The sequence below is a fragment of the Mesorhizobium sp. M1142 genome (assembly GCF_040318565.1).
GTDB lineage: Bacteria > Pseudomonadota > Alphaproteobacteria > Rhizobiales > Rhizobiaceae > Mesorhizobium.
The window spans coordinates 105,282-126,157 of sequence record NZ_JAMYMK010000018.1; the positions used below are offsets into that span (position 1 = coordinate 105,282).

At 63.6% G+C, this 20,876-nt stretch carries 21 protein-coding genes, 1 tRNA gene and 1 pseudogene; 8 read left to right on the forward strand and 15 right to left on the reverse strand.

The genetic code is table 11. The features are described 5' to 3' along the window. The first annotated feature begins 18 nt into the window (after positions 1-18). The 3 genes from NKH42_RS24910 (at position 19) to NKH42_RS24920 (ending at position 3,392) form a co-directional block, all read left to right on the forward strand. Positions 19-864, forward strand: coding sequence for a tetratricopeptide repeat protein (locus NKH42_RS24910; protein ID WP_352974616.1), 846 nt, complete (start codon positions 19-21; stop codon positions 862-864). Positions 865-1,000: 136 nt separating this feature from the next. Beyond that, positions 1,001-1,474, forward strand: a complete 474-nt coding sequence (locus NKH42_RS24915; protein WP_352506387.1) for a DUF992 domain-containing protein — start codon at positions 1,001-1,003, stop codon at positions 1,472-1,474. 409 nt (positions 1,475-1,883) lie between these two features. After that, the gene (locus NKH42_RS24920) at positions 1,884-3,392 is read left to right on the forward strand and encodes an MFS transporter (RefSeq protein ID WP_352752573.1); all 1,509 of its coding nucleotides are present in this window, start codon (positions 1,884-1,886) and stop codon (positions 3,390-3,392) included. 22 nt (positions 3,393-3,414) lie between these two features. Here the strand turns inward: NKH42_RS24920 and coaBC are convergent, their stop codons facing one another. From coaBC to ubiE, 5 genes are all read right to left on the reverse strand, one after another. Continuing rightward, a complete protein-coding gene (coaBC, locus tag NKH42_RS24925; protein WP_254816873.1) occupies positions 3,415-4,641 on the reverse strand; it encodes a bifunctional phosphopantothenoylcysteine decarboxylase/phosphopantothenate--cysteine ligase CoaBC in 1,227 nt (408 codons plus the stop codon). 25 nt (positions 4,642-4,666) lie between these two features. Next, on the reverse strand, positions 4,667-5,074 hold the full coding sequence (locus NKH42_RS24930; RefSeq protein WP_352506389.1) for a type II toxin-antitoxin system VapC family toxin: 408 nt from the start codon (positions 5,072-5,074) through the stop codon (positions 4,667-4,669). Then, complete coding sequence (locus tag NKH42_RS24935) at positions 5,071-5,331, reverse strand: FitA-like ribbon-helix-helix domain-containing protein (RefSeq protein ID WP_254816871.1); 261 nt, start codon at positions 5,329-5,331, stop codon at positions 5,071-5,073. The genes NKH42_RS24930 and NKH42_RS24935 overlap by 4 nt, the downstream gene beginning before the upstream one ends. Before the next feature lie 70 nt (positions 5,332-5,401). Further along, complete coding sequence (ubiB, locus tag NKH42_RS24940) at positions 5,402-6,976, reverse strand: 2-polyprenylphenol 6-hydroxylase (protein ID WP_352506391.1); 1,575 nt, start codon at positions 6,974-6,976, stop codon at positions 5,402-5,404. Positions 6,977-7,046: 70 nt separating this feature from the next. Continuing rightward, positions 7,047-7,823 (reverse strand): bifunctional demethylmenaquinone methyltransferase/2-methoxy-6-polyprenyl-1,4-benzoquinol methylase UbiE, encoded by a 777-nt coding sequence (ubiE, locus tag NKH42_RS24945; RefSeq protein WP_352506392.1) that lies wholly within the window; start codon positions 7,821-7,823, stop codon positions 7,047-7,049. 167 nt (positions 7,824-7,990) lie between these two features. On the opposite strand from ubiE, the gene NKH42_RS24950 reads away from it, so the two are divergent. From NKH42_RS24950 to NKH42_RS24960, 3 genes are all read left to right on the forward strand, one after another. After that, positions 7,991-8,965 carry an adenosine deaminase gene (locus NKH42_RS24950; protein ID WP_254816868.1) on the forward strand — a complete coding sequence of 325 codons (975 nt, stop codon included), beginning with the start codon at positions 7,991-7,993 and terminating at the stop codon, positions 8,963-8,965. Between the two features lie 127 nt (positions 8,966-9,092). Next, positions 9,093-9,722, forward strand: coding sequence for a uracil phosphoribosyltransferase (gene upp, locus NKH42_RS24955; protein WP_254816867.1), 630 nt, complete (start codon positions 9,093-9,095; stop codon positions 9,720-9,722). Between the two features lie 100 nt (positions 9,723-9,822). Continuing rightward, complete coding sequence (locus NKH42_RS24960) at positions 9,823-10,383, forward strand: TIGR02281 family clan AA aspartic protease (protein ID WP_352506393.1); 561 nt, start codon at positions 9,823-9,825, stop codon at positions 10,381-10,383. A 107-nt stretch (positions 10,384-10,490) separates the two neighbouring features. Here NKH42_RS24960 and deoA read toward each other — a convergent pair whose 3' ends face one another. From deoA to NKH42_RS24990, 6 genes are read right to left on the reverse strand one after another with little or no spacing between them, the layout of a single operon-like run. Next, positions 10,491-11,810, reverse strand: coding sequence for a thymidine phosphorylase (gene deoA, locus NKH42_RS24965; protein ID WP_352687985.1), 1,320 nt, complete (start codon positions 11,808-11,810; stop codon positions 10,491-10,493). Further along, positions 11,810-12,628: a purine-nucleoside phosphorylase gene (locus NKH42_RS24970; RefSeq protein WP_352509887.1), complete on the reverse strand. Its 819-nt coding sequence runs from the start codon at positions 12,626-12,628 to the stop codon at positions 11,810-11,812. The genes deoA and NKH42_RS24970 overlap by 1 nt, the downstream gene beginning before the upstream one ends. After that, the gene (gene cdd, locus NKH42_RS24975; protein WP_352509888.1) at positions 12,625-13,017 is read right to left on the reverse strand and encodes a cytidine deaminase; all 393 of its coding nucleotides are present in this window, start codon (positions 13,015-13,017) and stop codon (positions 12,625-12,627) included. The genes NKH42_RS24970 and cdd overlap by 4 nt, the downstream gene beginning before the upstream one ends. A 6-nt stretch (positions 13,018-13,023) precedes the next feature. Next, the gene (locus NKH42_RS24980; RefSeq protein WP_352509889.1) at positions 13,024-13,995 is read right to left on the reverse strand and encodes an ABC transporter permease; all 972 of its coding nucleotides are present in this window, start codon (positions 13,993-13,995) and stop codon (positions 13,024-13,026) included. Between the two features lies 1 nt (position 13,996). Next, positions 13,997-15,136 (reverse strand): ABC transporter permease, encoded by a 1,140-nt coding sequence (locus NKH42_RS24985; protein ID WP_352509890.1) that lies wholly within the window; start codon positions 15,134-15,136, stop codon positions 13,997-13,999. Further along, complete coding sequence (locus tag NKH42_RS24990; RefSeq protein ID WP_352974618.1) at positions 15,133-16,665, reverse strand: ABC transporter ATP-binding protein; 1,533 nt, start codon at positions 16,663-16,665, stop codon at positions 15,133-15,135. The genes NKH42_RS24985 and NKH42_RS24990 overlap by 4 nt, the downstream gene beginning before the upstream one ends. Positions 16,666-16,846: 181 nt before the next feature. On the opposite strand from NKH42_RS24990, the gene NKH42_RS24995 reads away from it, so the two are divergent. Continuing rightward, positions 16,847-17,068 carry a SlyX family protein gene (locus tag NKH42_RS24995; RefSeq protein ID WP_352509891.1) on the forward strand — a complete coding sequence of 74 codons (222 nt, stop codon included), beginning with the start codon at positions 16,847-16,849 and terminating at the stop codon, positions 17,066-17,068. Positions 17,069-17,133: 65 nt separating this feature from the next. Here the strand turns inward: NKH42_RS24995 and NKH42_RS25000 are convergent, their stop codons facing one another. From NKH42_RS25000 to NKH42_RS25010, 3 genes are all read right to left on the reverse strand, one after another. Further along, positions 17,134-18,123: a BMP family lipoprotein gene (locus NKH42_RS25000; RefSeq protein ID WP_254816859.1), complete on the reverse strand. Its 990-nt coding sequence runs from the start codon at positions 18,121-18,123 to the stop codon at positions 17,134-17,136. A 213-nt stretch (positions 18,124-18,336) separates the two neighbouring features. Beyond that, on the reverse strand, positions 18,337-18,999 hold the full coding sequence (gene msrA, locus NKH42_RS25005) for a peptide-methionine (S)-S-oxide reductase MsrA (RefSeq protein WP_352509893.1): 663 nt from the start codon (positions 18,997-18,999) through the stop codon (positions 18,337-18,339). A gap of 68 nt (positions 19,000-19,067) precedes the next feature. Next, positions 19,068-19,391, reverse strand: a complete 324-nt coding sequence (locus tag NKH42_RS25010; RefSeq protein WP_352752579.1) for a hypothetical protein — start codon at positions 19,389-19,391, stop codon at positions 19,068-19,070. A gap of 426 nt (positions 19,392-19,817) precedes the next feature. On the opposite strand from NKH42_RS25010, the gene NKH42_RS25015 reads away from it, so the two are divergent. Then, a tRNA-Ser gene (locus tag NKH42_RS25015) sits at positions 19,818-19,907 on the forward strand. A 755-nt stretch (positions 19,908-20,662) separates the two neighbouring features. Here NKH42_RS25015 and NKH42_RS25020 read toward each other — a convergent pair. Next, positions 20,663-20,876: pseudogene (locus NKH42_RS25020) on the reverse strand (pentapeptide repeat-containing protein); the annotation flags it as partial.

A 20,876-nucleotide genomic window follows, 5' to 3' on the forward strand; every position in this document is an offset into this window, starting at 1 on the left:
AGTAAGGACAGGGCAGACATGGACGCAATTACCGTAGAGCGCAGAACCGCGTGGCGCGGCCTCGCCCTGACGGCAGCCCTGCTTTCCGGGATGGCGCTTGCCAGCTGCCAGAGCGTTCCGACCGGCGAGTTCAACAACATCGACAAGGCGCAAGCCTCGAGCGAGAACATCTCCTCGCTGTCGGCGGTGATCCAGCGCAACCCCCAGGATCCGGAAGCCTACAATGTGCGCGGCTCGGCCTATGGCCGCGGCGGCCAGTACCAGGCGGCGCTGAAGGACTTCAACACCGCCATCCAGCTCAATCCGAATTTTTACCAGGCCTATTCGAACCGCGCGCTCATCCAGCGCTTCCTCGGCGACCAGGCGAGCGCGCTTGCCGACTACAACCGCTCGATCCAGATCAATCCCAACTATGACGCCGCCTATATCGGCCGCGGCAATCTCTACCGCAGGGCGGGCCGGGTGCAGGAAGCCTTCAACGATTTCCAGAAGGCCATCCAGCTCGACACGACCGACGCGCGCGCCTATCACAATCGCGGCCTGATCTACCAGAGCCAGGGCCAGCACGCCTTTGCCATCGAGGATTTCTCGACCGCCATTTCGCTGGCGCCGGAGGCCTCCGAGCCCTACAATGGACGCGGCCTCTCCTACCTGGCCATGAACGACGAGGACAATGCCTTCGCCGACTTCAATATGGCCATCAAGCTCGACGGTAAGAACGCCGAGGCGTGGTCCAACCAGGCGCTGATCTACGAGCGGCGCGGCGACAAGGTCAGGGCCGCGAAATCATACCGCGAGGCCGTGCACCTCAATCCGACCTACCAGCCGGCCAAGGACGGCCTGGCCCGCACCAGCACCGGCTGAGCGGCCGGTTAATCGGGCGGCCCTTTCCGCGCCCCGACAACCCTGCGTTTACCCTTGCCTTGCTGGCGCCAAGTTGTCGGCGGAACGCTCGGCGTGCTCAGCCGTTTGTACAAGGCAATTTCGAAAGGACCCTGCCATGATCAAGAAACTCGCTTGTGCCGCCGCTTTCGCGACGACCGTCGTTGCCGCTCCCGCCAGCGCCAGCAAGCTCCAGCTCGGCGTGCTCGACTGCACCATCGACGGCGGCACGGCCTATCTCGTCACCTCCAACAAGGGTGTTTCCTGTGTCTTTCGTCCACATCGTGGCGGCCCCTCCGAAGTCTATACCGGGGTGATTTCCAAGCTCGGCGTCGATGTCGGCCGGACGCATCAGGGCCAGCTGGTATGGGCGGTTCTGGCGGCGACCCGCAATCACGATGAAGGCGACCTTGCCGGCAGCTACTATGGCGTGAACGCCGAGGCCAGCGTGGTCACCGGTGGCGGCGCCAATCTCCTGGTCGGCGGCCTCGACAGCGCCTTTTCGCTGCAGCCGCTCAGTGTCCAGGCACAGACGGGCGTCAACCTGGCGGTCGCCGTCACCTCGCTGGACCTGATCCATTCGTTCAAATAGCGGCGCGGCATGGCTCCCGAGCGGCGGGGAGCGTAGGTGTCGGCCTGCGAATAGCTGCCGAAGGTTCATAGATTCCGGCAGGCCCACTCCGCAGAGGATGGGCCGCCCTGATGTTCAAAGTTGCGGCGCTCGAAGATCACGGCATGGCAACTGTGTTCATGCCGTTACCGTGACCGAAGATTGCGGCGATCCAATATTGCTTGTCTTCGGTCTGACCAGAATCTCAACGCCTCGTGATCGTCCCCCATCGCGCAATTTGAAATCCGCCACGTCAACGGCGATCAAAACCGCTTGATCTCAACTCCGGTTGAGGTTCTAGAAGTCCTCCCATACTGCGGCATGTACTCATTTGGACGTGAAGAACGCTCCAATACTTTAGACCAGCGTCTGAGAAAGCCTGGGGGACTGGATGACCAAAACAAGCACAAACGGGGTCGATTGGCGCGCGCTGTGGGCGAGCGGCGATCTGGCGCGCTTCTGCTTCATCAGCCTCGGCATTCTGCTGCACGCCACCAACGAAACCATGGTAGCAACGGTCATGCCGGCCATGGTCGGCGAACTTGCCGGCGTGCAACTGGTCGGCTGGTCGCTGGCGATCTACGAGCTCGGCGCCATCGTTGCCGGTGCGGCCGCCGGACGGCTGGTGAGCTATGTCGCGCTGCGTACCAACATGATGGTCGCCGCAATGCTCTATGCCGCCGGCGCGCTGGTCTGCGCCACCGCGCCTTCGATGCCGCTGTTCCTCTGCGGCCGCCTGATCGAAGGGCTCGGTGGCGGCGCGCTGGTGTCGCTGGCCTTCGTCTCGGTCGAGCGGCTGTTTGCCCGCGCGATCTGGCCGCAGCTTTTCGGCGTCATGTCGGCGATCTGGGGTGTCGCCGCTTTCAGCGGGCCGGTGCTCGGCGCGGTCATGACCGAATTCTCGTCCTGGCGCTGGGCCTTCGGCGTCTTCACCCTGGGAGGCACGGCCATGGCGCTGGCAAGCTTCCTCGTGCTCGATACGCCTGAAGCAACGAGGCCGCAGGCGACGGGCGGCTCGGCGCCGCCCTTCCCCTTTGCGGCACTTGGCTGCCTCGCCGGCAGCGTCGTGCTGATTGCCACTGCCGGCGTCGACATCGCCCTGCTGCGCTCGTCGCTGCTGCTCACCCTCGGCCTGATCGGCCTGGCGCTGTTTATCTATATCGACGCACTGAAGCCGCGCTCGCGCCTGTTCCCGTCGGTCGGCGCGGGCATGACCATGGTCGCGGCGTTTTCGGTGGCGACCTGCTCGTTCGCGGTCTACGGACCACTGCTTCTGACCAGCCTTCACGGCATTCCGATCCTGACCACCGGCTACATCATCGCCGCCGAATCGATCGCCTGGTCGATCCTGTCGATCCTCGTCGCCAATGCGCCACCGGAGCGCGAGCGGCTGATCATCGTCGGCGGGGCGCTGATGGTCGCCACGGGCGTCGCCGGTTTCGCCTATACGGTGCCGGCCGGCTCGATCCCGCTGATCCTGTTTTGTGCTTTGTTGCAAGGCGGCGGCTTCGGCATAGCCTGGCCGTTCGTCACGCGTGTCATCGTGGTATCGGCCAAGGAAGGCGAGCAGACGATCGCCTCGGCCGCGGTGCCGACCATGCAGCGCATCGGCTATGCGGTGGGTGCGGCATTGACCGGCATCGTAGCCAACGCCAGCGGCTTTTCAGAGGGCCTGAACCGCGAGGCCGCGGCAAACGTCGCTGCCTGGCTGTTCCTGGCGTTTATCCCGCTCGGGATCCTGGGATGCCTTGCCGCCTTGCGGATTTCGGGGGCGCCGCCAGCGAAGCTGCCGATCTCCCCCTTCGCAGGGAAGATTGACCAATGCATGTCGCGCAAAGGTGTGCAGCGGTTTTGCGGTAACGACATGCATCAAAACAAGAACCTAAAGCGCGTCACATGAGGCCGGTCGAACGCGACGCGCTTTAGACGACGACCGTCTTCAGCCGCTCGGCGATCAGTGCCGCGAGCCGCGTCGCCACCTCATCCTTGCTCATCTCCGGCCATTCCTCGACGCCGGCCTTTGAGACGATCCGCACCTTGTTGCGGTCGCCGCCCATCACGCCCGGAGCACCATCTTCATGCGAGACATCATTGGCGACGATAAGATCGGCCCCCTTTTTTGCAAGCTTGGCCTCGGCATTCCTGACCAGATCCTGCGTCTCCGCAGCGAAACCGACCACCAGCATCGGCCGCTTTTTGTGATGCCCGACACCGGCAAGAATATCGGGATTTTCCACCATCTGCAGCGCCGGCGGCCCCTCGCCCGCCACCTTCTTGATCTTTTCCCCGGCCGAACTTTGAGTGCGCCAGTCGGCGACAGCCGCGACGAACACTGCCGCGTCGGCCGGCAGCAGCTGCTCGACAGCGTCCTTCATCTCGACGGCCGTTTCGACATGCAGCGTGGCGACGCCGGCCGGATCGGCAATGCCAACCGGACCGGAGACGAGACGCACATCGGCGCCGAGCCTGGCCAGCGCCGCCGCAATGGCGTGGCCCTGCTTGCCCGACGACCGGTTGGCGATGTAGCGGACCGGGTCGATCGGCTCATGCGTCGGCCCGGAGGTGACAATGATCTTCCTGCCTGCCAGCGGCTTTGGCCGGCCGTCGAGCAGCGCCTCGATCGCGGCGACGATCTCCAGCGGCTCGGCCATGCGGCCCTCGCCCACCTCGTTGCTCTCGGCCATCTCGCCCTTCGCCGGGCCGACGAATGCGACGCCGTCCTTGCTCAGCGCCGCACGGTTGCGGCGGACCGCCGGATGCGCCCACATTTTCGGGTTCATCGCCGGCGCCATCAAAACTCGCTTGTCGGTGGCGATGAGCACGGTCGAGGCAAGGTCGTTGGCATGGCCATTGGCGAGCTTTGCCATCAGGTCGGCGGTGGCCGGCGCCACGACCACAAGGTCGGCCTCGCGCGACAGCCTGATATGGCCGATATCGTGCTCGTCCTGCCGGTCGAACAGTTCGGTGAAAACATGGTCGGCGGACAGCGCCCCGGCCGACAGCGTGGTGACGAATTCCTGCGCCGCGGCGGTCATCACCACCCGCACTGCCGCACCGCGCTCGCGCAGCCGACGGATCAGGTCGAGCGCCTTGTAGGCAGCAATGCCTCCGCCGATGATGAGCAGGATGCGCTTGCCGGAGAGGGTCATGCCCGAGGCCAGTTCTTGTCCAATGTCATGCCGGCTTCAGCGCCGATTCGATGTCGGTATGGATGAAATCGTCACCCTTGAAAAGTAGCGGCAGGTTTCGGGTCTTGGCCAGGGCATAGGCGAAACAGTCGCCCATGTTGAGGTCAGCACGATGGCGGGATCCGCGACCGTACCGAGAGTAGGCAAGTCGTGCGACCTCGAGCTGAGCCAGATCAAAAGGAACGACCGTCAGTTCGAGGCGGTCGATGAGCACCTGAAGTTCGGCGGGGTTGATGCCACCGCTGGACCGGTTCGCCACACAATGTGCCTCCAGAAGTGTTGCAGTGCTTATCAGTACAGCAGATGAGGTGCCGAAAACATCGACGAATGCAGCCGCATCCGGCTCTGCGCCGATGATTGCGATTAACGCAGACGTATCAACTGCAACGGTCACAGAAGTCCCTCATCCCACATGTGATCAGTAAGCGCTTTGAGGTCAATGGGGTGTTCTGATTTCCGTCCGAGCGCCAAGATCTCGTCACGTGACGCTTTCAGCCGCCACTCCCCGTTCTGGAGCTTGCTCTCGGGGATCGTCACTTTGCGCAAGGCATCCCGCGCTTCCTGCTCCATCGAAACGCCGCGCGCGGCAGCGCGTTCGCGCAGCACCTGCTTCACTTCGTCATCAAGATTACGGATTGTGATAGTGCTCATAGCGTAGCTCCTCGCCGTTACATAAGCGACAAGCGGCGTGATTGCAATGACAGCACTGCTGTCATTGCAATCAGAGCAGCTTCCAGGCGATATACACCAGCGTCAGCGCGATCACCCACAGCGCCAGCCGGCCGGAGCGGGTGTGGCGCGCCTCGGCTTTGCCGATCGCGTCCGCCGTCCCCTCGTCGAAGCGCAGGCCGTTTTCGGCCATCAGGTCGATCTCACGCGACAGCCGCTCGGTACGGGCAGCGAGGTCCGGCGCCTGACGCGCCAGCGCCAGCAGCGCGCTGGCACCGTCGCGCGCATCGGCCAGCAGCGCGCGCGGGCCGAGATTGCGGGCAATCCAGCCGCTGACCACCGGCTCCGACGTCTTCCACATGTTGAAGGCCGGGTCGAGGGTGCGGGCGACGCCTTCGACAACGACCATGGTCTTCTGCAGCAGCACCAGTTCGGATCGCGTCGCCATGTCGAACAGGTCGGTCACCTCGAACAGCAGCGTCAACAGCTTGGCCATCGAGATGGTCTCGGCCGGCTGGCCGTGGATCGGTTCGCCGATCGCCCGGATCGCCTGGGCGAAAGCCGCAACATTGTGCTGGCGCGGCACGTAGCCGGCCTCGAAATGCACTTCGGCGACGCGCTGGTAATCGCGCGTAATGAAGCCGTAGAGGATTTCGGCGAGGAACCGGCGCTCCTTCCTGCCGAGCCGGCCGGCAATGCCGAGATCGACGGCGACGATGGTGCCGTCGGCTTCGATAAACAGGTTGCCCGGGTGCATGTCGGCGTGGAAGAAACCGTCACGCAGCGTATGGCGCAGAAACGACTGAACGAGGTTGGCGGCAATCGCCTTCAGGTCGTGGCCGGCGGCGGCTAGGCCGGCAATGTCGTTCATCTTGATGCCGTCGACCCATTCCATGGTCAGCACGTCACGACCGGTGCGCTCCCAGTCGACCGACGGCACACGGAAGCCGGGATCGTCCTTGGTATTCTCGCCAAGCTCCGAAAAAGCCGCCGCCTCCAGCCTCAGGTCCATTTCGATTTTGGTCGTCTGGGCCAGTGTCTCGGTCACCTCGACCGGCCGCAGCCGGCGCGACGACGGGATGTATTTTTCCTGCAGCCGGGCGGCGAGAAAATAGCTCTCGAGATCGCGAAAGAAGCGGCGGCGCACGCCCGGCCGGATGACCTTCACCGCCACCCGGGTAACGACGCCGTTCTGCAGGATTTCGGCGGTATGGACCTGGGCGATCGAGGCGGCGGCCACGGCCTCGCCAAAACTGACATAGAGCTCGTCGACCCTGCGTCCGAGCGAGGCCTCTATCGCGGCGACAGCCTCGGCCTTCGGAAACGTCTGCATCTTGTCCTGCAGCATGGCAAGATCAAGCGCGATATCGTTTCCGACGACATCCGGCCGTGTCGCCAGGAACTGGCCGAGCTTGACGTAAGACGGGCCGAGCCGCACGACCGCCTTGGCCAGCCTGTCGCCACGCTCATAGGCAAGCGCGTGACGGCGGGTGAACAGCCGGGCCATGCGCCAGCCGAATTTCGGCAAGCCGAAGAGCTCGTCACCGGGCAAAGCCGCGATGACACCCTCGCGGACCAGCACCCAGCCGGCCCGCACGAGCCTGAAACCAGCGCCGATGCTGCTCATGGCTGGCTTTGCCCCGCCGATTTCCTAGACCGGCGAAGAGCACATTGAGTACGAAGGATACGGGCCAGCTTCAAAGCTTCCAGCCCGAGTGGAGCGCGGCGATGCCGCCGGAGTAGTTGCGGAATGAGACGCGCTCGAAGCCCGCGCGCGAAATCATCGTCGCGAAATTCTGCTGATTGGGAAATTTGCGGATCGATTCGACCAGATAGGAATATGGCTCGCCATCGCCGGTCACCATCTTGCCGATCCGCGGGATGGCGTTGAACGACCATGCTTCGTAGACTTTGTCGAGCAGCGGCATCTCGACCTCGGAGAATTCAAGGCAGAGAAAGCGCCCGCCGGGCTTCAGCACGCGATAGGCTTCGGCGAGCGCCACATCGATGCGCGGCACGTTGCGGATGCCGAAAGCGATGGTGTAGGCGTCGAAAGTAGCGTCGGCAAAAGGCAGTTCCTCGGCATTGGCTTCGACGAAATCGGTATTTGCCGACAGGCCCTTTTTCTCGGCCCGGTCGCGGCCGACCGCGAGCATCGAGCCGTTGATGTCGAGAACCGTTGCATGAGCGTGCCTGCCGCTCGCCTCGACGATGCGGAAGGCGACATCGCCGGTGCCGCCGGCAACGTCGAGAACGCTCCAGCCCGGCCGCTTCGGTGGATTGAGCCAGGCGACCAAGGCGTCCTTCCACAACCGATGCAACCCCGCCGACATCAGGTCGTTCATCAGGTCGTAGCGGTTCGCCACCTTGTGGAAAACATCATTGACCAGGGACTGCTTGTCGCCTGGTCCTACCCGCTTGAAACCATAGGAGGTTTCCATGCCGCCCGCAGCAGTGGTTCTTTCAACCGACATCGTTTTGATCCGCCATAAAATCGGCGGGACCATAGCCGATCGATGGTGCGGGCGCTATTGTTTAAGGCGCGGTGTTCGGCCGCGCTTCGAAGCAGGTTCCGGAAAAGTGTCACACGGTTCCGACAGGAACTTGCGTCATAAGAAAAAAAGCCTGACGGGATAATTGAATGCCTTTGAAAGCAGAACTGCACTGCCACATCGAAGGGGCAGCGGCGCCTGAACTCGTCCTCCGCCAGGCTGAGAAATACGGCAAGGATGCCTCGCCCTACATCCAGGACGGCTCCTTCGTGTGGCACGACTTCACCTCTTTCCTCGCCGCCTACGACTTCTCGTCGGACCTGTTCCGCACCGAAGAAGACTATGCGCGGCTGGCCGATCACTACCTGACCAGCCTCGCCCGCGACGGCGCCATCTATTCCGAGGTTTTCACCTCGCCCGACCATGCAAGCAAGGCTGGGCTGTCGCCGAAGGCCTATACCGACGCGCTCGGCGAAGGCATGGCCCGCGCCAAGGCGAAGACCGGCATCGAAGGCCGCATGATCGTCACCGGCGTGCGCAATTTCGGTGTCGAATCGATCGAACGGGCGGCACGTTTCGCCGCCCGGTGTGGGCATCCGCTGGTCACCGGTTTCGGCGTCGCCGGCGACGAGCGGATAGGTGATCTGGAAGATTATGTCAGGGCCTTCGAGATCGCCCGCGAGGCCGGCCTCGGCATCACCGTGCATGCCGGCGAATTGATGGGCTGGGAGAGCGTCGAGGCGGCACTCGACCACATCCGCCCGTCTCGCATCGGCCATGGCGTGCGCGCCATCGAGAACCCCGATCTCGTGCGGCGCATCGCCGACGAAGGCGTCGTGCTCGAATGCTGCCCCGGCTCCAACATCGCGCTGAAAATCTTTGACAGTTTCGCCGACCATCCCTTTCCCGCCTTGAAGGCGGCGGGCTGCAAGGTGACGCTCAACTCAGATGACCCGCCCTATTTCTGGACCTCGCTGAAACGCGAATACGACATCGCCGCCGAGCATTTTGCGATGGACGACAAGGCGCTCACCGCCGTCACCAGGACGGCCATCGAGGCAGCCTTCGTCGACAGGAAGACCAGGGCGGCGCTGCTGGGCAGGCTCGGCGCCAAGGGCAGGTGAATGGTGAATGGCTCACCCGGCGCTTCGGTCCGTCAACTGCGGGCTTTGCCGCGCACCAAGGACTCGCAAACCAGTTCACTATTCACTATTCACCATTCACCATTCACTTGCGCAGTTGGAGAACACCATGAAGGGCGTCACCGTCGTCGACCATCCGCTTGTCCAGCACAAGCTGACCATCATGCGCAAGAAAGAGACTTCGACGGCCGGCTTCCGGCGGCTGCTGCGCGAGATCTCGCTGCTGCTCGGCTACGAGGTCACCCGCAACCTGGAACTGACGACGACGACGATCGAGACGCCGATCGAGACGATGGAGGCGCCGACGCTGGAGGGCAAGAAACTGGTTTTCGCCTCGGTGTTGCGCGCCGGCAACGGCTTGCTCGAAGGCCTGCTCGATCTGGTGCCGGCGGCGCGTGTCGCCCATATCGGCCTCTACCGCGACCATGAGACGCTGGAAGCGGTCGAGTATTTCTTCAAGGCGCCGGGCGACCTCGCCGACCGGCTGGTGATCGTCGTCGACCCGATGCTGGCGACCGCCAATTCGGCGATCGCGGCGATCGACAAGCTGAAAGGCCGCGGTGCCACCAACATCCGCTTCCTCTGCTTGTTGGCGGCACCAGAGGGCCTTGAGCGGTTCACCCACGCGCATCCCGATGTTCCCGTCTTCACCGCTTCCATCGACCGCCAGCTCAACGAGAAGGGCTACATCATGCCCGGCCTTGGCGATGCCGGCGACCGCATGTACGGCACCAAATAGATCCGTTTACCGACTGTTTACGCAAACGGCTGGTTTCCGCATTCGTTAAAGCGGCAAACACCATGTCGGACTAAGGATCGGCAACCACAAAGGCCGGTCCATGCTGCGCAAGCTTCTCATCCTTGGCGTGTTTGCCGGAACGTCGGCATCGCTGCCGATCGTATATCAGTCCAATTCACAGGTAATCGAGCGGCTGTTGAAATCCGCCATCGGGGCCAGGCCGGCCGACACCCAAACCGACCTGAATCTCGCCGCCGTTCGGGACAGGCCGGCGACGCCGCAGCCGCTCGGCCGCAAGGTCGTCGTCACCGCGGACGCGCGCGGGCATTTCATGTCGGTCTTCAAGTTGAACGGCCGACAGATCGACGGCATGATCGATACCGGCGCGACGCTCGTCGCCATCAACAGTTCGACCGCGCGCAGGATCGGCATCTCGCTCAATCCGACGGACTTCAGCCATCAGGTCAACACCGCCAACGGTGCGATCAAGGCCGCCGTGGTGACGATTGATCGGCTGCAGATCGGCAGGATCACCGTCGAGGGCGTCGAGGCCGTCGTGCTCGACGACAGGGCGCTGCACACCAACCTGATCGGCATGAGCTTTCTGCAGCGGCTCGAAAAATACCAGGTCGAAGACGGCACGCTGCTGCTGGTTCAGTAGGCAGTGATCCCGAACCGCAGGTCCACGCCAGCGAAAAGGGGACCGGTCGTCGGACAAGATCATGGTCCAAGAAAGATAGAGCCCATTCGATACCATCGGAATGGGCTCTATCCGCGCGGCAGGATCCGCCGGATGACGGTTTTCTCCGTGGCCGGTCTGGAAGGGCCGATCGTATAGGCCGAAAGCACGACGGCCGCGGCCGCTTCGGCATCCCCGGTATTTCGGGCATGGACTAGTGCCAGCGCTTCGCCGGCCCGCACTTCGGCGCCGACCGGCAACAGCCTGGTGATGCCGACGGCGTGATCGATCCTGTCGTCGGGCCGCGTCCGCCCGCCGCCAAGCCCGACCACGGCAAGCCCGATCTCGCGCGTCGCGATGCCGGAGACAAAGCCGTTCGCGCTCGCCTTGACCGCGAATTCCGTTGCCGCTTTCGGCAGATATTTTTCCGGATTGTCGACAAAGTCGGCGGGACCACCCAGTGCCGCCACCATGCGCGCGAAGATGGAAGCGGCGCGGCCGCCGGCCAGCGTCTCGGCGGCGCGGCGCAGGCCGTCCTGGTTGGACGACACCAGGCCTGCCGATTGCAGCATCTCGGCGGCCAGCGCCAGCGTCAAGTCCTCCAGCCGCCGGTCGCGAAAGCGGCCGGTGAGAAAATCGACGGCGTTGCGCATCTCGACCGCATTGCCGGCGGCGGAGGCCAGCGGCTCGTTCATGCCGGTGACCAGCGCCGATGCCTTCAGGCCGGCGCCATTGGCGACCTCGACCAGGCTGTTGGCCAGCGCGGTTGCGTCGCGCGATTTCTCCATGAAGGCGCCGTTGCCGACCTTGACGTCGAGCACCAGCGAACCAAGGCCGGCCGCCAGCTTCTTCGACAGGATCGAGGCGGTGATCAGCGGCACGGATTCGACCGTTCCCGTCACATCGCGGATCGCGTAGAGCCTGGCGTCGGCGGGTGCGAGGTCTGCGGTCTGGCCGATGATGGCGCAGCCGGTTTCAAGCACGGTCTTGCGGAAGCGCGCAACATCCGGCTGGCTGATATAGCCGGGGATGGCATCCATTTTGTCCAGCGTGCCGCCGGTATGGCCCAGACCCCTGCCGGAAATCATCGGCACATAGGCGCCGCAGGCAGCGACGATCGGCGCCAGCATCAAGGAGACATTGTCGCCGACGCCGCCCGTCGAATGCTTGTCGGTGACCGGGCCGGGCAGATCCGACCAGTCGAGCACATCGCCGGAATCGCGCATCGCCATAGTCAGCGCCACCGCCTCGTCGCGGCTCATGCCGTTGAAGAATACTGCCATGGCGAGGGCACCGACCTGTGCGTCGGTAACGGTGCCGGCGGCCAAGCCCTCGATGAAGAACGCGATCTCCTCAGCCGAGAGCTTCTGCCCGTCGCGCTTGCGGCGGATGATTTCCTGGGGAAGCATCAGGCGTCGACCCTGTGCTCCGGAAGCCCGTCCTGAAAAACACGCTGCAGGATGGTCGCCAGCCGCGCACCGCCGACCGGCGCCATGTCCTTGGTCTCCTGGTGCGACAGCTCGGCTCCGGTCATGCCAGCGGCAAGGTTGGTCACGACCGAACAGGCGGCGACGCGCAGCCCGAGGAAGCGCGCGAGAATGACCTCCGGCACCGTCGACATGCCGACCGCGTTGGCGCCCATGACGCGCGCCATGCGGATCTCGGCGGGCGTCTCGAAGCATGGGCCGGAGAACCACATATAGACGCCCTTGTGCAGCATGGTACCGGTCGCCTTCGCCGCCCGCTCGATGGCGGAGCGGAGATCGGCGTCATAGGCTTCGGTCAGGCCGACGAAACGGCGGTCGCTCGGTTCGCCGATCAGCGGGTTGGACCCCGAGAAATTGATGTGGTCGGTGATCAGCATTACCGAGCCCGGCCCCATCCCGGGATCGACCGAACCGGCGGCGTTGGTGAGGATCAGCCGGGAGATGCCGATGCCGGCGAGCACTTCCAACGCCGGCCGCATCGCCGCTGCGTTGCCGTGCTCGTAATAGTGTGCGCGGCCGGACAGCATCAGCACCGGCGTGCCGGCAAAGAGCCCCGCCACCACCTCGCCGGCATGGCCGCTGACACCGCTTCGGGGAAACCCCGGCAAGTCGGCGTAGGAGATGCGCACCGCATCCTCGACCTGGTCGACGAGCCCGCCAAGCCCTGACCCCAGCACCAAGGCCGTGGTCGGCGCCAGCCCATCCAGCCTTTCGACGAGGTGATCGAGCGCTTCCTTCATTTCAGCACATCGCCTTCAAACCCGTATGGCAACAACTCGCCCATGGTCACGGTCTCGACCACGCCGCTGTCATCGCAGAGATAGAACTTCGTTTCCGGCCGGCAGAATTCGGCCAGCCGCTGCCGGCAGCCGCCGCAGGGCGAGCATTTTGCCACGCGTTCGGCGATCACGGCGATTTCCGTGATCTTGCCGCCGCCGCCCATGACGTAGTGGCCGAGCGCGGTGGTTTCGGCGCACCAGCCCTCAGGATAGGACGCGATCTCGACATTGGCGCCGGTGAAGACACGCCCGTCCTCGGTGCGCAACGCCGCGCCGACCGGAAATTTCGAATAGGGCGCATAGGCCTTGGCCATGGCGGCTTTCGCCGCTTCGAACAGATCATGAGTCATGATAGATCAGCGTTCCTTGACATAAGGCACGCCGCCGGCGCGCGGCGGGATTGCCTTGCCGATGAAGCCGGCAAGCAGGATGACGGTCAGCACATAGGGCAGCGCCTGCATGAATTGCACCGGCACCTTGCCGATCAGCGGCAGCGGCGTGCCTTGCAGGCGGATCGACGCGGCGTCGAGGAAGCCGAACAGCAGGCAGGCGAACATGGCGTTGACCGGTTTCCATTTGGCGAAGATCAGCGCGGCCAGCGCGATGTAGCCCTTGCCGGCGGTCATGTCCTTCACGAAGCCGCCATTCTGCACCATCGACAGATAGGCGCCGGCAATGCCGGTGAGCACGCCGGTGCAAATCAGCGCCCGGTAGCGCAGCCAGGCGACCGAGATGCCGGCGGTGTCGACCGCAGCCGGGTTCTCGCCGACAGCGCGCAGGCGGAGCCCAAAGCGGGTGCGAAACAGCACCCACCAGGTGAACGGCACGGCCAGGAAGGCGAGATAGACCAGCACGGAGTGGCCGGAGATGAGTTCCGAATAGATCGGCCCGAGAATCGGAACGCCCCTGAGCGCATCCGCGCCCGGCCAGATGATTGCTTCGAAGCGCTCGCCGGCAGCCAGCGCCGGCGTGCGCCCGCCTTGCTGGAACCAGGCCTGGCCGAGCATGATCGTCGATCCGGCGGCAATGAAATTGATCGCGACGCCGGAAACGATCTGGTTGCCGCGATGGGTGATCGAGGCAAAGCCGTGGATCAGCGCGAAGGCAACCGAGATGAGGATGGCCATGCCGAGGCCGAGATAGGCCGAGTGGAAGACCGAGGCGGCGGCCGCACCGGCGAAGGCGCCGACAAGCATCTTGCCCTCGAGCCCGATGTCGAAGACGCCGGCCCGCTCCGAATAGAGGCCGGCGAGGCAGGCGAGCAGCAAGGGGACCGAAAGGCGGATGGTCGAGTCCAGGACCTGTACGATGGCGTTGAAGAAATCCATCTCAGGCGCCCTTCCCTTTGACCGCTTCCATGCCGACCGATTTCGGGCTGAGCGAGGCGAACAACGCCTGGACATAGGGCCGGAACATATGCTCGAGCGCGCCGGCGAACAGGATCACGAGGCCCTGGATGATGACGATCATGTCGCGGCTGATCGCCGGCATCTCGAAGGCGAGCTCGGCGCCGCCCTGGTAGAGCATGCCGAACAGGATCGCCGCCAGCACGATGCCGACCGGGTGCAGGCGACCCATCAGCGCCACCGCGATGCCGACGAAACCGGCGCCCGAAACGAATTCGAGCGCGACATTGTGCTGGTCGCCCATCGTCGGGTTGAGCGCCATCATGCCGGCCAACGCGCCCGAGATCATCATCGCAATGATGATGATGCGTATCTCCGAAATCCCGGCATAACGCGCCGCTTTCGGGCTGTGGCCATAGGTGCGCATCTCGTAGCCGAGCTTCGTGCGCCAGATCAGCACCCACACCAGAAAGGCCATGGCTAGCGCCAGCAGGGAACTGACGTTGAATGGCGCCGAACGGATTTTGGCGCCGAACAATTCGATGACCCAGTTGAGCTTCGGCAATTGCGCGCCTTCGAGGAAGGTGCGCGTCTGCGGCGCCATCGAGCCGGGCGGCTTCAGCATCCCCACCAGCGCATAGACCATGACGCTGGCGGCGATGAAGTTGAACATGATGGTGGTTATGACGATGTGCGAGCCGCGCTTGGCCTGCAGATAGGCCGGGATCAGCGCCCACAGCGCGCCCATCGCCGCGGCGGCGATAATGGCAATCGGGAAGGTCAGCCACCAGGGCAGCACGCTGTCGAAGGCCAGGCAAACGATGCCGATACCGAGACCGGCGATATAGCCCTGGCCCTCGCCACCGATGTTGAACAGGCCGCAATGCGCCGCAACCGCCACCGAAAGCCCGCTGAAGATGAAGGTGGTAGCATAGAAAAGTGTAAACGCGATGCCTTGGCCGCGACCGAAGGCGCCCTCGACCAGGATGACAGCCGCGCGCAACGGGTTCTCACCGACCAATATGACGACGAAGCCGGCAACGACGAAGGCGACGAACAGATTGATCAGCGGGATCAGCACGTAGTCGGCCCAGGCCGGGAGCTTGGCATAGGGAGTGCTCATTCCGCCGCCTCGCGCTGCTCGACGCCGGCCATCAGCAGGCCGAGCTCGCCCTCGGTCGCGTCGGGGCCGCGTTCGCCGACGATGCGGCCGGCAAACATCACCAGGATGCGGTCGGACAGCGAGCGGATCTCGTCGAGTTCGACCGAAACCACCAGCACCGCCTTGCCCTGGTCGCGCATGGCGATGAGGCGCTTGTGGATGAATTCGATGGCGCCGACATCGACGCCGCGCGTCGGCTGGCCGACGATCAACACGCCGGGATCTTGTTCCATTTCCCGCGCCAGCACGATCTTCTGCTGGTTGCCGCCGGAGAAATTGGCGGTCTTGAGGCGGCAGTCCGCCGGGCGGATGTCATATTTGACGATCTTGTCCCGGGCATCGTCACGGATGGCGTCGATGTCGAGAAACGGCCCCTTCAGATAGCGCTCATCGTCCTGGTAGCCGAGGATCGAATTCTCGTTCTCCTCGAAGGCCAGCACCAGCCCGACGTGATGGCGGTCCTCCGGCACATGAGCAAGGCCGCGCTCGCGCAGCTCGCCAGGGTCGGCGGCGCCGGTGAGGTCGATCGGCTTGCCGTCGAGCATGACCGAGCCCGAAACGGCATGCCTGATGCCGGAAATCGCCTCGAGCAATTCGGACTGCCCGTTGCCGGCGACGCCGGCAATGCCGACGATCTCGCCGGCATGGACGTCGAAGGAGACGTCGTCGACCATGGTGACGCCGCGGGAATCCTTGACCGTCAGGTTCTTGAGCGCGAGCTTGACGCCGCCGGCCTTCGCCTCGCCCTTCTCGACGCGCAGCAGCACGCGCCGGCCGACCATCAGCTCCGCCAGTTCCTCGACCGTGGTCTTCCTAGTTTCGCGTGTCGCCACCATCGTGCCCTGGCGCATCACCGAGACGGTGTCGGTGATCGCCATGATCTCGCGCAGCTTGTGGGTGATCAGCACGATCGTCTTGCCCTGCTCCTTCAGCTGCCTGAGGATGCGGAACAGATGGTCGGCCTCGGCCGGCGTCAGCACGCCCGTTGGCTCGTCGAGGATCAGGATTTCGGCGCCGCGATAGAGCGCCTTGAGGATTTCGACGCGTTGTTGCAGGCCGACCGGCAACTCCTCGATGATGGCGTCGGGATCGACTTCGAGCCCGTATTCGCGCTCGAGCCGCTCCAGCTCGGAACGCGCCTTGGCGATGCTCTTCTTCAGCAGTGCATCGCTTTCGGCGCCGAGAATGACGTTTTCCAGGACCGAGAAATTGTCGACCAGCATGAAATGCTGATGGACCATGCCGATGCCGAGCGCGATCGCATCATTCGGTGTCTTGATCGATGCCGGCTGACCGCCGACACGGATTTCGCCGGAATCGGCCTGGTAGAAACCATAGAGGATCGACATCAGCGTCGACTTGCCGGCGCCGTTCTCACCGACGATGCCATGGATGGTGCCCCGCATAATCTCCAGATTGATGTCGCGGTTGGCGCGCACGGCGCCAAAGCTCTTGTCGATGCCGATCAGCTCGATTGCGGCTTGCGCCATGCAGCCTGTTCCCACTGTTATTTTTTTACCGCTTGGTCAAACGCCTAGCATGACGCCCAGTCTGTGCCAATTGGGTCTATGTCAATTGCCCGGAGCAGGGTTCACTCTCGACAAATCCCGCCATGCTTGTCAATTTCCAACGTGGCCGCAGCCTGCACAATCGCCTGATCGAGGATTTGAGATGACCATGCCCGCCCACATGCCCGACCACCGGCTGACGACGCTGGAAATCCGCGCCGCCGAGCAGGAGAAGACAATCGAGGAACTGTCAGGCCAGATCGCCGAGCAGTGGAAGGTGATCGAGCGCATGCAGCGCAAGCTCGACGCGCTGGCCGAGCGCTTCCTGGCGCTGGAGGAACAGGCCGCACCCGACGTGCCGGTGACCAAGCCGCCGCACTGGTGAGCGGCTGACAATGCAAAACCGCCGGGCTTTCACCCGGCGGCTCGTCAGTCTTCAATGTCGATCAATCAATACGGGCAGGCATTGTCCGACATGTAGTCGTGCACCTTGATGGTGCCGGCGATGATGTCGGCCTTGGCCTTTTCGACCGCTGCCTTCATCGCGTCGTCGACAAGCGCCTTGTTGTTGTCGTCCATGGCGTAGTCGACGCCGCCTTCCTTGAGGCCGAGATCGTTGACGCCGGCCGTGAACTTGCCGTTCTTGGCATCCATGAAGGTGTTGTAGACGGCAACGTCGACGCGCTTGACCATGGAGGTCAACACCTTGCCGGGTTGCAGGCCGTTCTGGTTGGAATCGACGCCGATGCCGAGCTTGCCGGCGTCGGCCGCTGCCTGCAGCACGCCGACACCGGTGCCGCCTGCCGCCGCGTAGATTACGTCGGCGCCCTGGTCGATCTGCGTCTTGGCGATCTCGCCGCCCTTGGCCGGATCGTTCCAGGCTGCCGGCGTATCGCCGGTCATGTTCTGGATGACGTCGGTGGCGCCGGCCGCCTTGGCGCCGCCTACATAGCCGCAGCCGAACCTGCGGATCAGCGGAATATCCATGCCGCCGACGAAGCCGACCTTCTTGGTCTTGGAAGCCATCGCCGCCATCACGCCGACGAGGTACGAGCCTTCCTGCTCCTTATAGACCAGGGAGCGGACATTGGGCTTGTCGACGACCATATCGATGATGGCGAATTTGGTGTCGGGGAACTCGGTGGCGATCTTGTCAAGCGCGTCGGCCCAGGAGAAGCCAGCCATGACGATCGGATTGCGGCCGTCCTCGGCGAAGCGGCGCAGCGCCTGCTCGCGCTGGGTGGCGTTGCTGACCTCGAATTCCACATAGGGGATGCCGGTCTCGGTCTTGAACTTTTCGGCGCCGTTGAAGGACGCTTCGTTGAACGACTTGTCGAACTTGCCGCCGAGATCATAGAGGATCGCGGGTTGAATGTCCGCGGCGAAGGCCGGGAGAACCATTGCAGCTGCGGCCATAAGGCCGAGAACGATACGTTTCATGTGATCCACACCCCTGTCGGTTATTTGTCCATTATGCACCGCATGCCGGCCCGGTTCTCCGGCAGGCATGCAGCGTCAGGCAGGAGTGTCTTCCTCCCGCTTCGGGTCAATCTGGCACGGCCCGAAACAAAATTCACGTGGAATTTTGACCCTTTGGAAAAGCATGGCGCCGCATCGCGGCGCCACAGCATATTCCTTGCGTCAGGGGCATAATCAGGCGGAGACGGCGGCCGGAATGGCGCAGGAGACGCCGGTTCCCCGCAGGCCGCAATAGCCGTAGGGGTTCTTCGCCAGATATTGCTGGTGGTCTTCCTCGGCGAAGTAGAATTCCGGCGCCGGTGCGATCTCGGTGGTGATCTTGCCGCGTCCGGCACCGCGCAGCGAAGCCTCGTAGGCATCGCGCGAGGCGAGCGCCGCCTGGTACTGCGCGTCGTTGAACGTATAGATCGCCGAGCGGTAGGTGGTGCCGACATCATTGCCCTGGCGCATGCCTTGCGTCGGGTCGTGACTTTCCCAGAACAGCTTCAAAAGCTCGGCATAGGACACGATCTTGGGATCGTAGACGACGAGCACGACTTCGGCATGGCCTGTGAGCCCGGTGCAGGTTTCCTGATAGGTCGGGTTGGGCGTGACGCCGCCGGCATAGCCGGCCGCCGTGACCCAGACGCCCTCGACCTGCCAGAACAGGCGCTCGGCGCCCCAGAAGCAACCCAGCCCGAACATCGCCGTTTCCAGCCCTTCGGGATAAGGACCCTTGAGCGGCCTGTTCGAGACGAAGTGCTTCGATGCAGTCGGGATCGGCCGGTCGCGGCCGGGCAGCGCCTCGGAGGGCTTCGGCAGGTTGAGCTTCTTGTTCAGCATGTCGCTGAGAAACATAGTGCGGTTTCCTTTTCTTCTTGGTTGAGCCTTCCCCGGCACGGGAACACCGGGTCAGGCTGGAAATGTCAGGTCGCGGCGAACCGCCCGCTGGGGCGCGGCCGCCTGTAGCCGATGGCGTAAAGAATGAACGCCAGCACCGCGAACACGGCGAAGCCGGGCTGGCTGAGCACCCAGGCGATGGCGCCATCCCACAGCAGCGGATTGACCTTGTCGCGGACGAAGCTTTCGAAGGCGCTGCGCGTATCCGGCGAGACCGCGAGCCAGCTGGAATTAAGCGGTGTCATCACCAGCGCCGAAGCCGTCACCGACCGTGTCGCATCGAGCACGGCCATGATGACCGAAACCGACAGCGCGACCATTGCAGCGAGACGAAAGATGAAGCGGAACATCCAGACCCTTCCTCCCCAGGAGATTATCAGAATGTCGTATCGGACTGTTAGATAGGATCTACTTGCTTCGCCTGCAATCGCGACACGCGAAGTTGAACCGGCGACCGCCGGTTCGCTGGAACCGGCGGCGCGCCGGACGGCGAGCACACCTCGGCCGCCCCTTTCGATAGGCTCCCTACGGGTGCTCCGGTAACATGGGGTGAGCATCCGTATCCGGCAAAGCGAATAGACTATCGTTATGTCTTGGCATTCGGCACCGGATCGACTAGATGAGCCCCGCGCCTGTTGCTTTGACGGCTCAGGTGTGGGGAAAGGGTATCCGCTGGTCGACGGCGCCCACGGCCGGAATTCCGGTCCGGAATCCCAAAGGAGATGCATCTCCCCAACCCGCGCGGCGAAACCGGCCGCGTCGAAAATGCTAAAGACGGAGAGGTGGCCGAGTGGTTGAAGGCGCACGCCTGGAAAGTGTGTTTACGGGAAACCGTAACGCGGGTTCGAATCCCGCTCTCTCCGCCAGATACCCACTTAAGCGTCTGTTATTGTTTCGCTTTGTGAGTTGCGGCCTTTCCGTTCCTAACGTCCGCAAACGATGAAGCTCGGCCACCATGCCGCCGCCCCTTTGTTGACTTTGCTTGGGAATCGGAGTGTCCGGAAAAAACCGCAGGGCAGCCCGCAGGATTCGCGTCTGCGGACCCCAATCCGCCCCGCCGGCGCCTACAGGCAATCTACCCCAACGCCCCCCAAGCGGCGCCGGCCACTTTCAGCCCCTTCGTTCGAAAGTTGGCTTCCAGTCGCGATTGCGCGCCCGCTGATGGCCTTCGTAGTCAGGAATGCATGCGAAGAAGGTCGGTCACGGCCGGCAGCCTTGCAATTTGAGCAGACAAAGAGCCCGACCAAGTCGTCATGCATCGAGCCGTGGTCATGGCCGAGCCTGTCAATCAGCGCCTGGATGTCAAGTTTCGTCGATTTGCAGCACATCGGGTGCGCACAATTGACATAGATGGTTTCGCGGGCGGACAGAGTGTCGGCGAGGGTCTTTCGAGTCATGGCGATTCTCCGTTGAAGGGGCTCGCCGCAACGGGAGGATTATATTCCTTAATGCTGATCCCCTGCATTGTCTCGTGCGGAATGGGCTCTCCGGCATTAGACAGGGATATCCGGAGTTCGCCGTCTCGGGTGGTGGCTTCGACCTTAATGGGCATGTCCGCGGCACAAAGTTACAGGTTCGAATCCTGTCGGGTGCAGCATTGCCGCAGTTCGCTTGCCGACAACTATTCCTGCTGGAATTGACAGGGCCAATCTTCAGGCCTCGTCAAGCCAGAAGGCAACTCGGTCCGGGCGTCTCCGCAAGCCATGTTGAGCTGCCACTGGGACAGACCCGCCGAATTGGAAAGGTCGAGGCCCTCGATACGGGTCAGAAAGAAAAAGGCGCGGTCAAAGTCTATCGGCGCGGTGAACGTCGCTCCTCGGAAGTCCGCCCGTGCG

What these genes read in the sequence shown, in the direction of transcription:
- NKH42_RS24910 (WP_352974616.1), top strand. Translation starts at nt 19, where the DNA reads ATGGACGCAATTACCGTAGAGCGCAGAACCGCGTGGCGCGGCCTCGCC.
- NKH42_RS24915 (WP_352506387.1), top strand. Translation starts at nt 1,001, where the DNA reads ATGATCAAGAAACTCGCTTGTGCCGCCGCTTTCGCGACGACCGTCGTT.
- NKH42_RS24920 (WP_352752573.1), top strand. Translation starts at nt 1,884, where the DNA reads ATGACCAAAACAAGCACAAACGGGGTCGATTGGCGCGCGCTGTGGGCG.
- coaBC (WP_254816873.1), bottom strand. Translation starts at nt 4,641, where the DNA reads ATGACCCTCTCCGGCAAGCGCATCCTGCTCATCATCGGCGGAGGCATT.
- NKH42_RS24935 (WP_254816871.1), bottom strand. Translation starts at nt 5,331, where the DNA reads ATGAGCACTATCACAATCCGTAATCTTGATGACGAAGTGAAGCAGGTG.
- ubiB (WP_352506391.1), bottom strand. Translation starts at nt 6,976, where the DNA reads ATGAGCAGCATCGGCGCTGGTTTCAGGCTCGTGCGGGCCGGCTGGGTG.
- ubiE (WP_352506392.1), bottom strand. Translation starts at nt 7,823, where the DNA reads ATGTCGGTTGAAAGAACCACTGCTGCGGGCGGCATGGAAACCTCCTAT.
- NKH42_RS24950 (WP_254816868.1), top strand. Translation starts at nt 7,991, where the DNA reads ATGCCTTTGAAAGCAGAACTGCACTGCCACATCGAAGGGGCAGCGGCG.
- upp (WP_254816867.1), top strand. Translation starts at nt 9,093, where the DNA reads ATGAAGGGCGTCACCGTCGTCGACCATCCGCTTGTCCAGCACAAGCTG.
- NKH42_RS24960 (WP_352506393.1), top strand. Translation starts at nt 9,823, where the DNA reads ATGCTGCGCAAGCTTCTCATCCTTGGCGTGTTTGCCGGAACGTCGGCA.
- deoA (WP_352687985.1), bottom strand. Translation starts at nt 11,810, where the DNA reads ATGCTTCCCCAGGAAATCATCCGCCGCAAGCGCGACGGGCAGAAGCTC.
- NKH42_RS24970 (WP_352509887.1), bottom strand. Translation starts at nt 12,628, where the DNA reads ATGAAGGAAGCGCTCGATCACCTCGTCGAAAGGCTGGATGGGCTGGCG.
- cdd (WP_352509888.1), bottom strand. Translation starts at nt 13,017, where the DNA reads ATGACTCATGATCTGTTCGAAGCGGCGAAAGCCGCCATGGCCAAGGCC.
- NKH42_RS24980 (WP_352509889.1), bottom strand. Translation starts at nt 13,995, where the DNA reads ATGGATTTCTTCAACGCCATCGTACAGGTCCTGGACTCGACCATCCGC.
- NKH42_RS24985 (WP_352509890.1), bottom strand. Translation starts at nt 15,136, where the DNA reads ATGAGCACTCCCTATGCCAAGCTCCCGGCCTGGGCCGACTACGTGCTG.
- NKH42_RS24990 (WP_352974618.1), bottom strand. Translation starts at nt 16,665, where the DNA reads ATGGCGCAAGCCGCAATCGAGCTGATCGGCATCGACAAGAGCTTTGGC.
- NKH42_RS24995 (WP_352509891.1), top strand. Translation starts at nt 16,847, where the DNA reads ATGACCATGCCCGCCCACATGCCCGACCACCGGCTGACGACGCTGGAA.
- NKH42_RS25000 (WP_254816859.1), bottom strand. Translation starts at nt 18,123, where the DNA reads ATGAAACGTATCGTTCTCGGCCTTATGGCCGCAGCTGCAATGGTTCTC.
- msrA (WP_352509893.1), bottom strand. Translation starts at nt 18,999, where the DNA reads ATGTTTCTCAGCGACATGCTGAACAAGAAGCTCAACCTGCCGAAGCCC.
- NKH42_RS25010 (WP_352752579.1), bottom strand. Translation starts at nt 19,391, where the DNA reads ATGTTCCGCTTCATCTTTCGTCTCGCTGCAATGGTCGCGCTGTCGGTT.